The organism is Hamadaea sp. (assembly GCF_013362815.1).
In the GTDB taxonomy this organism is placed as follows: domain Bacteria; phylum Actinomycetota; class Actinomycetes; order Mycobacteriales; family Micromonosporaceae; genus Hamadaea.
The window spans coordinates 83,699-96,342 of record NZ_JABFVK010000020.1; the positions used below are offsets into that span (position 1 = coordinate 83,699).

Here is a 12,644-nt window from a genome sequence, read left to right on the forward strand (position 1 = left end):
CCGAGGTGGCAGCATGCATCCGTGATTTCGGCCCGGCTGCGCTATTGGTTCGACAACCTGATGTCCCGGGGCACCCCGGCGCTCACCGGCCTCCTCGGCTTGGCGACCGTCGGGTTGGTCGTCGTGCTGAGTGGCATCATGCTGGTCTTCACTCCGTCTGATGTGGACGGACCGGGTGACGCACTCTGGAAGAACTTCCTGCACGCCCTGGACGCGGGCACCATCGGTGGCGACAACGAGGACAGGCATCTCTACGTCGCGCTGATGTTCGTCGCGACCGTGGGCGGCATCTTCATCCTGTCGGCGCTGGTGGGCGTACTGACGACCGGTCTGTCCGACCGGCTCGCCGAGCTGCGCAAGGGCCGGTCGCAGGTGATCGAGCGCGGGCACACCGTGATCCTCGGCTGGTCCGACCAGCTGCCCACGATCATCCGCGAGCTGTCGCTGTCGGAGTCCGGCCGTACGACCGTCGCCATCCTCGCCGACCGGGACAAGGTCGCGATGGAGGACGAGCTGCGCGACAAGGTGGGCGACGCGGGCGACGTCCGGTTCGTCTGCCGTACCGGGAATCCGGCTGATCCCGCCGATCTGCGGATCGTGCGCCCGGAAGAGGCACGCGTCGTGATGATGCCGTCGCCGGCCGGTGACAGCCCCGACATCCAGGTGGTCAAGTCCCTGCTCGCGCTACGCCAGCTCGACTGGCCCAAGGGCCGGCCGCCGTCGGTCGCGGTCATCCGCGACACCGGCAACATGCCCGCCGCCACGCTCGCGGGCGGCGCCGGCGTCACGATCATCGACGCCGAGGACATCACCGCGCGCCTGCTCGTCCAGTCGCGGCGGCATCCCGGCCTGTCCGCCGTCTGCACCGACCTGCTCGGCTTCGAGGGCGTCGAGCTCCACATGCTCGCCGAACCGTCACTGTCCGGGCAGACCTATGCCGCGATTCTCCAGTGGTACGCGAACAGCACGGTCGTCGGCGTACGCCACAACGACGGCCGGGTCGAGGTGAACCCGGAGGCCACGACGGTTCTCCAGGACGGGGACGAGCTGATCCAGCTGGCCGAGAACCGGTCGGCGATCCGGCTCGCGCCGCAGGCGTACTCGGCGAAGACGGAGAGCATCAGCGACAACGGCAAGAGCCGGGCGGCCGCCGACGACACCCTCGTCCTCGGCTGGAACGACCGCGGGCCGACGATCGTGCGGCTGCTCGACCGCTACCTCACCGAAGGCTCGACGTTGCACGTCGCGGCCACCCGGCTCGACGCCGACACCACTGTGGACGGCGTACGCCACTTGGCGGTCAGCACCTCCCGCTGCGATCCGACGAACCGGCGGGCCCTGGAGGCGCTCAACCCGGCGAGCTACGAGCACGTCATCGTGCTGGCCGACGACGAGCTCGACGCGGCGCAGTCCGACGCCCGCAGCCTCGTGACCCTGCTGCACCTGCGGGACATCAAAGAGCGCGGCGGTGCGGCGTACGCGATCGTCGGCGAGCTGAACGACGACGCGAACCGGCGGCTGGCCCAGGTGACCCGGGCGGACGACTTCGTCGTGAGCCAGAAGATGATCAGCCTCTTGTTGACGCAGCTGGCCCGCAACGGTCACCTGAGCGCGGTCTTCGCCGAGCTCTTCGAACCGGGCGGGGCGGACATCTACCTCAAGCCCGTCGACGAGTACGTCCAGCCCGGGGTGGAGACGACGTTCGCCACCGTCATCGAGGCGGCGATCCGCCGGGGCGAGACCGCCTTCGGCTACCGCCGGCACGACCTGACCGATCAGGCCCCGACTTTCGGCGTACGCCTGAATCCCGACAAGGGCGAGGCGATCACCTTGGCCGAGGCGGACCGGATCGTGGTGCTGGCGCGCAGCTGAGCGTAGCGTCGACGTATGCGATGGGTCTGGCTGATTCTGGGCGTCCTGCTGGTGCTGTCCGGCGCGACGTGGACGCTGCAGGGTGTCGGCGTGCTCGGCGGCAGCAGCATGACCGGCGAGTCGATGTGGGCGGTGATCGGCCCGATCGTGGCCGTCGTTGGCCTGGTGCTGATCTGGCTGGGCCTGCGCAAGCCCAGCCAGTAGCCGTGGTCAGACATCCCGACGATGCAGCACGACCGCGGCGAGCACTAGTGAGCCGACCGCCCAGCACCCCAGTACGCCCACCCCCTGCCAAGGTGTCAGCGGCAAGGAGGACAACTTCGTCGTCGCCTGGATCGACAATCCGGCTGTCGGCGTGATCTGTTGCAGATGCCGTTTCCAGCTGGGACTGGAGACCGCCTGGGTCAGCAGTGGAATCAGGTAGAGCAGCGCCAGCAACAGACCGATCGATGCGGCCGTTTCGCGTACCACTGTGGACAAACCCAGCGCGACCAGAGCTATCAGAACGAGGTAGAGCACGGAGCCGGCGGTGGCGCGGAGCACGGCGGCCTCGGACAGCGACAGGCGCTCGAAGCCGTGGGCCTCGGTGAACCCGCTGCCGGGCAGCAGGAGGCGGCCGGCGGCGAACGAGCCTGCCACAGCGACGAGCCCGGCCGCGCCGATGGCACCTGTCACCACGAGCGCCTTGGCCGTCAGCAGCCGCAGCCGGTTCGGCACGGCGGACAGACTCACCCGCAGCATGCCGGTCGCGTGCTCGCCGCTGATGCTCGATACGGCCAGGATCACCACGAGCGCCTGGCCGAGCTGTACGCCGGTGAGACTGATCTTCGCCGGGTCCTCCGGGCAGCCGGCGGCTCCGCAGGTGATGGTGGCGGCGGCCGCCGCACCGACCCCGATCGTCAGCGCGACGATCGCCAGGAGCAGCCACGCCGTGCCGGGTGAAGTCCGCAGCTTCGTCCACTCCGCGCGCAGTGCGACGGTCATACGTCCCTCCTGCGAACCAGTAGCGTCGCGGCGGCCAGCGCGATCGCGGCCCAACCGCACAACACGGCGAACCCGGCCCAGGGCGGCAACGGGAAGTACCCGTTGATCGGTGTGTAGATGTTGTCGACTTGCGCGTACTCCGGTGTGCTCTGCTGCACGGCGAAGGCGGCGGCCGGGGTGAGGCGCAGCAGCCATTGCCCGGCTCCAGCGGGCAGCACCGTCATAGCGAGCAGGTAGGGCAGCACGATCGAGACGATCGCCGTCGTGACGGCGGCCGCGCTATGCCGCACGATCATGCCCAGGGCCATCGCGAGAACCGCGGAAACCGCCAGCACCGCGGCGGTTCCGACGATCACCTGCGTCTCGATCGCCGCGGACACCGCGTGCACGTAGACACCGTTGGCGCGCAACACTTTCTGCCCGATCAGCACGACGGCCGCCACGCCCGGCAAGCTTGTCACGAAGGTGACGGCACCGATCACCACGGCCTTCGCGGCCAAGACGCGGCCACGCCGGGGATTCGCCGCCATAGTGGTACGCACAAGGCCCCGCCGGTATTCGGCGGTGATGAACATGGTGCCGACGACGACCACGACGATCAGCCCGGCGAAGCTGCCGACGAGGGTTTGCGTGATGGTGACGCCCAACCCGGAGGCTCCGGCGACGGCAGGTGCGATGTCGCCGCTTCCGGTGACGGTGAACCGCGCGTTCTCTTGTGACGTTCCGCTGGCGACGTCGTCCGCCCCGCCGACCTTCTCGCCGTGCCAGCTTCCGGTGGCCGTACCGGTGACGGACACGTTCTCGAAGACGCCGGTCGCCTGGGTCGGGCCGCCGAACGCGCCGGAGATCCCGAACGCGCCGCTGGTCGCAGCGGAGTACTGCGGCGAGGTGGCGAACAGTCCGATCTCGACGGTGGCGGGCAACCCGGTCAGCTCGGCGGTGCCGACGGTGTCCCAGGTAGACCCGTCGGCGGAGACCTCCGCCTTGACGGCGTCACCGGTACGCGTGAGCCGCAACCATTGCGGCTGCGTGGCTTTCGGTCCGGCCAAGTCATGCGTGTAGTCGTACTGCAGGCGTACGCCGTGCGCGCCGGTCAGCATGACGGCCGCGTAGGCCGAACCCGGCCGGGTGCCGTCCTTGAGCAGGATGCCCGCCTTGGCCCAGGGAACGAGACCGGGGCGGCCGGAGGCGGTTCCGTTCGCCGCGCTCGGCCCCGTGCCGCGAGACTCCTCGGCGCTCGGATCGGGGTCGGCCGGGAGGATTCCGGTCAGCGAGGTCAGCTGGGCGGTGATGGTCCCGTCGCCGGTCAGCGACTGATGCAGGAAGGTGAAGGCGTCGGTGACTTCTTCGCCACCCGGCCCGGTCGGCAGCCCGCAGTCGTCTCCGCAGGTACCCTGCATCCCCGGCATGATCCCGAGGCCGACGATCGCGGCCGACGCCACGATCATGGCCAGCACCCAGCCGCGTACGGTGCGGAACTTGGTCCATTCGGCGCGGAGGTAGCTCATCGGGCCACCTCCCCGGCGCGGTACTCGACGGCGTCGCGGGTCAGTTCGAGGTACGCCTCCTCCAGGGTGGCCCGATGCGCGGTCACCTCGGAGAACACCACTTGACGGGCGTTCAGCGCGGCGACGATGGCCGGTGCTGGCAGTCCAGTGACGCTGAGCGTGCCCGGCTCGGTCGCCACGACGGCAGCTCCGGCCGCAATGAGCGCTGCCGCCGCGTTCGGGTCGTCGGTGCGTACGCTGACCCGCCCGTCCGATATCGTCGCGCGCAGTTGGGCGACGGTCGTGTCGGCGAGCACCCGACCCCGGCCGGCGACCACGACGTGATCGGCGGTGTCCTGCAGCTCGCTCATCAAGTGACTGGAGACGAGAACGGCCCGGCCCTGCTGAGCCAGCTCGCGCAGGAAACCCCGCATCCAGATGATGCCTTCGGGGTCCATGCCGTTGAACGGCTCGTCGAGCATGAGCGTACGCGGATCGCCGAGCAGCGCGGCGGCGATGCCGAGCCGCTGGCGCATCCCGAGCGAGAAGCCGCCCGCGCGTCGCCGGGCCGCACTGCCGAGCCCGGTCAGCTCGATCACCTCGTCCACTCGGCGTACGCCGAGACCCTGGGAGTGCGCGAGCCACAGCAGGTGATTACGGGCGGTCCGGCTCGGCTGCAAGGCGGACGCGTCCAGCAGCGAGCCAAGCTCGGTCAGCGGGCGCGGCAGCGTCCGGTAAGGGTGGCCGCCGACGAGCGCGGTCCCGCCGTCGGGCCGGTCGAGGCCCAGCACGACTCGCATCGTGGTGGACTTCCCCGCGCCGTTCGGGCCGATGAACCCGGTCACCCGCCCGGCGTCGACGGTGAAGCTCATGCCGTCCAGGGCCTGCTTCGAGCCGAACCGTTTGCGCAGGCCGTCGACGACGATGTTCTGAACTGTCATGAGGGCAGTTCTACGGATCGGCCGGTAACACGATCCGAACCGGCGCTGTTATGCGCTTGTTAGGCCACACCGAGTTCGGGTCTGACGACGGCCACGATCGGGTGAAACCGCACTCCTTAGCGGTCATACGTCGCTCTCGTTTCCGCTCATGCCCGCCAAACAGGGATTAACCCGCTCGTCCGCGCGACGTGAACGCTCGGGGTCGGCGACTCGACCGCCCACCAAGAACCGGCGGAAACACGGCATTCAACCCCGCCCAAGCGACCGACAGTGTCATTGGCATCACTCCTCGTAACGTCCTGGGCGGCGGTCGTGACGCGCCGCCGACACCGACGAGGAGGGACGATGAAACCATCACGGATGACGCCAACCCGGTGGCGACGGCGGGCGACGGCCATCGCCGTCGCGGTCTCCATATCGGGCGCCTGTCTGACATTGAGCGCGGCCACACCGGTCGCCGCGGCGAGCTGCCCCACGATGCAGGTCGTCGGCGTACGCGGATCCGGCGAGACCCAGAACGACTACGACGGCTTCGGACGCACCGTACGCGCGGTCGCCCAGCGGATCCAGGACGTCGTACCGGGCACGACGATCCATCCGATCGACTACCCCGCCGTCGGCGTGCTCTACGGCGGACTGCAATATCCCGCCGAGTACGCCAAGAGCATCAGCGCGGGCAAGATCTCCCTCTCCAATTACATCGCCGACTTCCTGGCCGGGCCGTGCGCCAAGACGACGTACTTGTATCTCATCGGCTACAGCCAGGGCGCACAGGTCATCGCCGACGTCTACGAGACGCTGGGCACGGCACCGAGAGGACGCATCGGCGGCGTCACGCTACTCGGCGATCCGCGCTTCTACGGACATCAAGGCGACCCGGTCGCAGTCGGCACCTACAACCCGAAGAAGAACGGGGTCGCGACCTCGTTCGGTTACAAGAAGAATCAGATCAAGGAGACGCAGAAGGTCCGCAGCTACTGCGTCAAGGACGACCCCATCTGCAACTGGGCTGACGGCGCGATCGGCTGCAAGACGAACCCTGACGGCTGCGCTCACATCCACTACCCTGACCTGACGCTGCCGCAGACCAGTCTGACCTACACCACGCTCGCCGGGAACTTCCTCATCTCCCGATGGCGAACGCTCGGCCCACCGCCCCCCGCGATCGGGCCGAAGAGCAAGGTCTTGATCTACGGCGACAACGACCCCACCGACAACGACTCAAGCGGTATGACCAACCTCGTCAACGCGCTGACCGGCGCGGGCTATCAAGTGAGCACCTCCAGTACGCTGCCGGCCGATCTCAGCCCCTACGGCCAGGTCTGGCATTACGGCGTCCTCGACGTGCCCGACGACGCGCAAGTAGCCCAACTGGTTGCGTTCGCCCGCAACGGCGGAAGCCTCTTCCTCACCGGCGAGTGGAACGGATGCTGCTCGTCACCGTCGGCCAACGATGGCGTCAAGAACATCTTCGATCGTCTCGTGGTCACCGTCGGTGGCTTGACGTTCGGCCCCGAGGGATACGACGTGCTAGCGGTCAACCCCTCCGCCGTTGCCAGCGCCGCGTTCACACCGAACCGCCTGACGACGTTCACCGGCGTGGTGGCCGGCACCATCAACCCCACCAATATCGGCTCGGCCAATCTGCTCACCCGCTCGGACCCGACAACCACCCCCGGTTACGGGACGATCGGGCTATGGGACGAGTTCGACGTCGTGGGCGGCGGCCGCCTTGCCATCGTCATGGACGTGAACTGGGCACAAACGACGTTCGGCGACATGACCACGATGCCATCCGTGGCGAGCAACATCGCGTACTTCCTCAGCGGCAACCCTGCCACACTGGTGCAGCAGACCGACTCGAAGCAACGCCGAACGTTCGTTCCCGCGTCCCCGGGCGCACGGTCCTCCGTGTGGACCGGGCCGAGTTCGAACCGGCACTGATCCCGGCGGACCGGGCGAGCCCTCCCGCCCGACCGCACGGACCCGAACACGTCCGGACCGACCGGGGACGTCGGCCGGTCCGGACGTTCCCCTTAGGACAGGGTGATCGCCGTATCGTCGATGACGAACGACGTCTGCAACGAAGCGTCCTCAGTTCCGGTGAACTTCAGAGTCGCGGTGGTCCCGGCGTACGCGGAGATGTCGATCGTGCGCAGGGTGTAGCCGCTGGCCTTGTTCAGGTTGGAATACGCAGCCACGCTGGTGCCGTTGACCGTGACCGTGAGCTTGTCGTACTGCGTCGACGTGGTCGTCTCCGCCGTGTCGATGTGCAGCCAGTAGGTCAGCGTCGCGTGGCAGCCCGCCGGAATCGAGACGGCCTGCTGCAACGTGTCGGTATGCGTACTGCCGTAACCGTCGAGCCAAGCCTTCCACGAGCCGGTATGCGCAGCCTCGCTGGAGCTGTTGTCCACTACGCCCGACGACGAGGTCCACGGTGAGGCCGATCCCGTCTCGAAGCCGGCGTTGCCGAGGAGCTGGCCGGAGCAGGATCCGCCGGGCGAACCGACCGCGATGCCGAACGTCGCGGAACCGCTGGCGTTCGTCGCGTCCTTGGCGGTGACGGTCACCGACGACGTCTGCACCGTTGTCGGCGTACCAGTGATGAGACCCGTGGAGCCGTTGATGGTCAGACCCGCCGGCAGACCGGTGGCGCTGTAGGTCAGGGTCTGGCTGCTGTCGGAGTCGGTGGCCTGGATCTGCAGGCTGAACGGCGTGCCGGTGGTGGCGCTCTTGTTCCCCGGGTTCGTGACGGTCACCGTGTTGCCGGTGGGCGGGGTGCCGCCCGGCAGCAGACAGCCGGCCTTGTTCAGGTCGATGGCGTTCGTCGAGGTCAGGCAGGTGGTGAACCAGTACGTCTCCTGGCCGTAGCTCTGTCCCTGGTACGCATGCGTCGTGCCGTCGGGATCGACCTCACACGGGTTGTTGAGCGTGCACATCTGGCCGTCGTCGTTGCCGGTGTTGTTGATGCCGACGATCTGGTTGGAGTTCAGGTCTACGATCGGCGACCCCGAGGTGCCGTGCGTGGTGTTGCAGCCCGTGCTGTAGCGGATCGAGTCGTGGAACGTCCACGCGTCTTCGCGGAGAGTGCCGACGAAGCCGTTGATCGAGCAGTTCCAGATCTGCTTCCAGTAGCTCGACGGGATGAACATGCTGCTGCCGTTGACTGGGTGCGACGCCGAGATGGTCAGCGCGGTGACCCCATAACTCGTCTTGATCGACGCGTACGTGGTGTTCAGCCGGTAGAGCGTGACGTCGGTGTTGGTCATCGTCGCGTACAGCATCATGTCGGCGCGAACGGTGCCCAGGCTGCTGCCGGTCGAGCTGAGCAGCGTCCCGGAACGCGTGCTGCTGCGGTTCGTCAGAACCACGCCCGCGCCGGGCATACCACCCTCGTAGCAGTGGCCGTTGGTGAGCATCAGCGCCCGGTCGGTGTCCACCGAGGTGGGATACCGGACGAGGGACGCCGAGCAGTTGCTGAGTGCGATGGTCGCGGTCAGGCTGGCCGCCTGCAGGGTGTCGGCGGCGGCGGGGGTCGGTCCGGCCAGGGTGGCGGCACCGAGGACGGTCGCGCCAATTGTGATGGCGAGTCGTCTGAGCATGAGAACTCCATCCGGATGAGGGGATGTATCGCCGAGAGTCTATGGACTCCGCCTCATTCAGTGAAGACCGTGAATCAAGATTGGCTCCCACGCCGGCTCCGTGGCCGGGGAACACGAGCTTCCGGGCCGGGTGGTCCTGCTGGCAAATGCCCCGGGGCGAGCGCCGAGATCAAGAGATGGCGATAGACCTGTCAGCGCTGCGCGTACGCGCTGACGGCGGCGCGGCCGATCTCGAGTGACCGCCACTCCGTCCAGTTCGAAGCATCGGAGTACGACCTCTGCCAGAGCTCGCCAGCTCGGCTGATCGCAACGACTTCCAGATGTCCGTCGCTGGTGATTCCGGCCGTGACATCCGCCATTTCAACTGGAGCGTCGAGGTCACGCCAGGGCTTAGGGTCAGCACCCTGCCAATGGTCGCGATGGCTGATACCGCCGTCTGAGCGGACGACGAATATCTCGTGATGGTTCGGCCAGCCGTTGAGGACGTCGATTGCGACGCAGGAGTGCGGCAGCCCGTGACCGTATCCTTCGCCCCAGGTTCGCCACCATTCCGGGTCGTTCCGGTACCAGCGGTTCAGGATCCGCTCACCTGCCGCGACCACGAAGATCTCCATCAGGCCATTGACAGGCACAGACGCAGCGATGTCCCGCCCAGGCCCAGGCGGCTTCATCTTTCCCCACTCGGCCGCCCACATCCCGCCTCGGCCGTGCCAGATGTGCGCGACGCCGCCGTATTCGCCGACGATGAAGATCTCGCCGTGTCCAAGGCCGTTGCTCAACGCGGACAGTTTGATCGCGCGTCCGACCGTCGTCGCGGTGGGAAGCCTGGTCCATTTGGGCGTCTCATCAGTGGGCGTCAGGTTCGTCGTCCACACTTGGCCGATGTCGTCGACGTATGACACCTCCAACCGGTCGATCTGCGGGACGGAGGCGGCGACATCTCGCGGCCGGGTCGGCGGCCTCAGATCCTGCCAGGTCGACCACCTGCCCGGTTCCTGATAGGTAGACATGAGCAGGCCGCCCGTTTGGGAAACGGCCATCAGGTACATCACACCGTTGCCGGGGTTCCCGGTCGCAGCCGTCGTGAACCGAAGCGAGTCGGCGCCCGTCGCCGCGCGATGGCCGTCGCGTATGCCAGCGAACACGAGGAACGCCACGGCGAGCGCACCGCCGACGATCAGGGGGACCAGGAATCGCCCAACCCACTCGGCCTTCGCAAGTCCCGTGAGGAGATTCGTGACAGCACCCACGAGCACGGTCGCGACCACGGCTCCTGTTCCTATCGCCGCACGCACGCCACGGTTCACGGCTTACCTCCGGTGTTCGACGTGCCGCATCGTAGGCCGACGGGCGAGTATTCCGGCTCGCGCCGAGCGGTCCAACTATGACGTCGCCAACTCGACAGCTCTCAGCGGGGCATCGACCGCGAGTTCTCGGCCGCCAGTTCCCGGAGCCGAGCCACGTCGCCGAGCGGGCTCACTCCGTCCGCGCCGACGGACAGGTCACGAGGATCGAGGCCGATCGGCTCCGACAGCGCCGCGACTTGACCGCCCGCCCGGTCGACGAGGACCAGCGCGGTGACGAGGTAGCCCTCCTGCAGCGAGCGCAGGATCGCATGGCTGGAGCCGAGGTACTGCCGAGTGAGGTTGTCGATGAACGCCGCGAAGACCGGAAGGTCGATCATGTACTCGTCCGCGCCAGTGTCCTGCAGCCCCGCCGGAAGTCCGCCGACCGCTGAGAAGGTCTCGGTGAGCTGGGCGAACAGCCGTCCGACTCGGTTCGACGGGTTCCAGAGGTAGCGGTCACCGGTCCGGAAGTACTGACTCATCCCGTGATGATGACACCGGTGCAGGCGTCTGGCGGAGTACTCCGAAGTAGACCCCGGCCAAGATGAGCAGCCCGCCCGCCGCGAGCGGCCAGCCGACGCGTTCCTGGTCGAGCCAGGCCGACAGGGCCACCGTGACGAACGGCGTGATCACGAAGATGTACGCGGCGCGGGACGCGGGCCACGCCCGCAGCACGATCAGATAGAGCCCGAAGACTCCGATCGAACCCACGATCACCAAGAACGCCAGGGCCAGCCAAGTCTCCGTGCGCTGCGGCAGCGTACGCGGTTCGCCGGCGACGAGCGACGCGGCGAACAGGGCGAGCGCTCCGACCGCCATGGCGACGGCGTTCGTCGTCACGGGATGAGCCGATGGCAGCCGATGCCCCAAGACCGCCGCCTGAGCGAAGCACGCGGTACAGCCCAGTGCCGCCAACAGCGCGACCAGGGGAATCGCTCCGGTGATCTGCGCACGCGACAGAATCGCCACACCTGTTGCGGCGAGTAGTGTGCCGAAAACCGCGATCGGGCGCAGCCGCTCTTGTCCCTCCACAACCGACAGAAGCAGCGTCACGAGCGGCACGAGGGCGAGCAATGTCTGGCCGAAGCCCGCGTGCAGATACTGCAACGCGTAGTAGCCGAGCCCGAATGCGGCGGCGAAGTTCAGCAGGCCGTAAACGACCGTCCCGCTCCACTCCCGGCCGCGCGGCATCGGCAGTCGCAGGACCAGCATCGCGATCGCGAGCAACACCGCCGCCGTCCCAAAGCGGACGGTCGCGCCCCACAGCGGAGCCAGCTCGCGGTTGCTGAACCGGATGCCGACTCCGTTTCCGCCCGCCAGCACCGCGCACGCGACGAAGCTGGTCAGGGCGGCCCGGCCGGCGGCCATAAGATCACTCTACGTGGAAACGATGGTGCGTACTTCGGCGATCTTACCGGCGCGCACTTCGTCGGTGATCCGGCGGACGCGGTCGAGGTCGCGATAGATCCAGTCGACCCGCCACCCGTCGACGGTCAGCCAACCGCCGCCGTTCACCCAGGGACCCCATCCTCCGGGCTCGGTCACTTCTGTCGGCGTACCAGTCAAATCCGAAGCAACGGCACGCAACTGATCGACGGCGAGCGACCCGCGGTAATAGAGCCCGAGATCGATGTCGGAGTCGGGACGGTGGGTACCGCGGGCCCGGCTGCCGCCCAGCGCCACCGCGACCACCCCGGGAATTTCGGCGAGCCGGTCGGCGATCGGGGACAGGTCTTCCATGATCATTCACGGTACCGGTAGTAGGTGAGGAACATGTCGACGCCCGAGTCGACGAGTCGTTCGGCCGTCGGGGCATCGATGGACGCGCCGTACGCGCTGTGCACGAGGTGCGGATAGAGCACCAGCGCGTAGAGCTGGAGGATCGCCACGTCGATGTCGGTGACCGCCAGCCGCCCGGCGCCGGTCAAGCGCTGGAACGCGGCGGCGAGCGCGGGGCGGGCGCGATCGGGACCGTGCTCACGCCAGGCCGTGCCCAGCTGGGGGAACCGGCGGACCTCGCTGACGACGAGGTGACGCAGCGCGACCATGTCCGGCCTGGTCATGCTCGCGACCCAGGCCTGCGCCGTCCACTTCAACGCGGTACGCAGATCGTCGGAGGCGGCCAGCCGCTCGGCGGTGCCCGCGATCGCCTCCGCGAGCGCCTCCTCAAGCGCGTCGCCGACTACCGCCATGAACAGCGTTTCCTTGCTGCCGTAGTGGTTGTAGACGGTGACCTTGGAGACGCCCGCTTCGGCGGCGATCGCGTCCATCCCGGCGTCGAACCCATCGCGGACGAACGCGGTCCGGGCCGCCGCCACGATCGCCCGCCGCTTGCGGGCCGCGCGGTCGCCGGTGAGGTCTCGGGGAGTCTCGGTCGCCACGCCGGTCAGCGTAGCAGGAAACTGAACTGTA

The 12,644-nt window shown here is 68.0% G+C and carries 12 protein-coding genes; 3 read left to right on the forward strand and 9 right to left on the reverse strand.

Annotated features, from left to right (window positions below; all coding sequences use genetic code 11):
- Positions 1-21 precede the first annotated feature (21 nt).
- Together HOV77_RS12650 and HOV77_RS12655 are read left to right on the forward strand one after the other, a co-directional pair.
- Positions 22-1,872, forward strand: a complete 1,851-nt coding sequence (locus HOV77_RS12650) for a hypothetical protein (protein WP_290861653.1) — start codon at positions 22-24, stop codon at positions 1,870-1,872.
- A 15-nt stretch (positions 1,873-1,887) separates the two neighbouring features.
- On the forward strand, positions 1,888-2,076 hold the full coding sequence (locus tag HOV77_RS12655; RefSeq protein ID WP_290861655.1) for a hypothetical protein: 189 nt from the start codon (positions 1,888-1,890) through the stop codon (positions 2,074-2,076).
- 6 nt (positions 2,077-2,082) lie between these two features.
- On the opposite strand, the gene HOV77_RS12660 is transcribed toward HOV77_RS12655, so the two are convergent.
- From HOV77_RS12660 to HOV77_RS12670, 3 genes are read right to left on the reverse strand one after another with little or no spacing between them, the layout of a single operon-like run.
- Entirely contained in the window at positions 2,083-2,856 is a 774-nt protein-coding gene (locus tag HOV77_RS12660) for an ABC transporter permease (RefSeq protein ID WP_290861657.1), read from the reverse strand.
- Positions 2,853-4,364 carry an ABC transporter permease subunit gene (locus HOV77_RS12665; protein ID WP_290861659.1) on the reverse strand — a complete coding sequence of 504 codons (1,512 nt, stop codon included), beginning with the start codon at positions 4,362-4,364 and terminating at the stop codon, positions 2,853-2,855. Before HOV77_RS12665 ends, HOV77_RS12660 begins: the two co-directional genes overlap by 4 nt.
- Positions 4,361-5,284: an ATP-binding cassette domain-containing protein gene (locus HOV77_RS12670; protein ID WP_290861661.1), complete on the reverse strand. Its 924-nt coding sequence runs from the start codon at positions 5,282-5,284 to the stop codon at positions 4,361-4,363. The genes HOV77_RS12665 and HOV77_RS12670 overlap by 4 nt, the downstream gene beginning before the upstream one ends.
- Positions 5,285-5,644: 360 nt before the next feature.
- Here HOV77_RS12670 and HOV77_RS12675 point away from each other — a divergent pair, with 360 nt between their 5' ends.
- Entirely contained in the window at positions 5,645-7,228 is a 1,584-nt protein-coding gene (locus tag HOV77_RS12675) for a cutinase family protein (RefSeq protein ID WP_290861662.1), read from the forward strand.
- A gap of 92 nt (positions 7,229-7,320) precedes the next feature.
- On the opposite strand, the gene HOV77_RS12680 is transcribed toward HOV77_RS12675, so the two are convergent.
- The 6 genes from HOV77_RS12680 to HOV77_RS12705 form a co-directional block, all read right to left on the reverse strand.
- A complete protein-coding gene (locus HOV77_RS12680) occupies positions 7,321-8,886 on the reverse strand; it encodes a putative Ig domain-containing protein (protein WP_290861664.1) in 1,566 nt (521 codons plus the stop codon).
- Positions 8,887-9,077: 191 nt separating this feature from the next.
- On the reverse strand, positions 9,078-10,154 hold the full coding sequence (locus HOV77_RS12685; protein ID WP_290861666.1) for a hypothetical protein: 1,077 nt from the start codon (positions 10,152-10,154) through the stop codon (positions 9,078-9,080).
- Between the two features lie 140 nt (positions 10,155-10,294).
- On the reverse strand, positions 10,295-10,714 hold the full coding sequence (locus HOV77_RS12690; RefSeq protein ID WP_290861669.1) for a DUF6086 family protein: 420 nt from the start codon (positions 10,712-10,714) through the stop codon (positions 10,295-10,297).
- Complete coding sequence (locus tag HOV77_RS12695; protein ID WP_290861671.1) at positions 10,689-11,600, reverse strand: EamA family transporter; 912 nt, start codon at positions 11,598-11,600, stop codon at positions 10,689-10,691. The genes HOV77_RS12690 and HOV77_RS12695 overlap by 26 nt, the downstream gene beginning before the upstream one ends.
- 9 nt (positions 11,601-11,609) lie before the next feature.
- Positions 11,610-11,972 carry a nucleotidyltransferase domain-containing protein gene (locus HOV77_RS12700; protein WP_290861674.1) on the reverse strand — a complete coding sequence of 121 codons (363 nt, stop codon included), beginning with the start codon at positions 11,970-11,972 and terminating at the stop codon, positions 11,610-11,612.
- A 2-nt stretch (positions 11,973-11,974) separates the two neighbouring features.
- The gene (locus tag HOV77_RS12705; RefSeq protein ID WP_290861676.1) at positions 11,975-12,613 is read right to left on the reverse strand and encodes a TetR/AcrR family transcriptional regulator; all 639 of its coding nucleotides are present in this window, start codon (positions 12,611-12,613) and stop codon (positions 11,975-11,977) included.
- Positions 12,614-12,644 lie beyond the last annotated feature (31 nt).

Coding starts and splice junctions, on each gene's coding strand:
- HOV77_RS12655 (WP_290861655.1), top strand. CDS start 1,888: ATGCGATGGGTCTGGCTGATTCTGGGCGTCCTGCTGGTGCTGTCCGGC.
- HOV77_RS12660 (WP_290861657.1), bottom strand. CDS start 2,856: ATGACCGTCGCACTGCGCGCGGAGTGGACGAAGCTGCGGACTTCACCC.
- HOV77_RS12665 (WP_290861659.1), bottom strand. CDS start 4,364: ATGAGCTACCTCCGCGCCGAATGGACCAAGTTCCGCACCGTACGCGGC.
- HOV77_RS12670 (WP_290861661.1), bottom strand. CDS start 5,284: ATGACAGTTCAGAACATCGTCGTCGACGGCCTGCGCAAACGGTTCGGC.
- HOV77_RS12675 (WP_290861662.1), top strand. CDS start 5,645: ATGACGCCAACCCGGTGGCGACGGCGGGCGACGGCCATCGCCGTCGCG.
- HOV77_RS12680 (WP_290861664.1), bottom strand. CDS start 8,886: ATGCTCAGACGACTCGCCATCACAATTGGCGCGACCGTCCTCGGTGCC.
- HOV77_RS12690 (WP_290861669.1), bottom strand. CDS start 10,714: ATGAGTCAGTACTTCCGGACCGGTGACCGCTACCTCTGGAACCCGTCG.
- HOV77_RS12695 (WP_290861671.1), bottom strand. CDS start 11,600: ATGGCCGCCGGCCGGGCCGCCCTGACCAGCTTCGTCGCGTGCGCGGTG.
- HOV77_RS12700 (WP_290861674.1), bottom strand. CDS start 11,972: ATGGAAGACCTGTCCCCGATCGCCGACCGGCTCGCCGAAATTCCCGGG.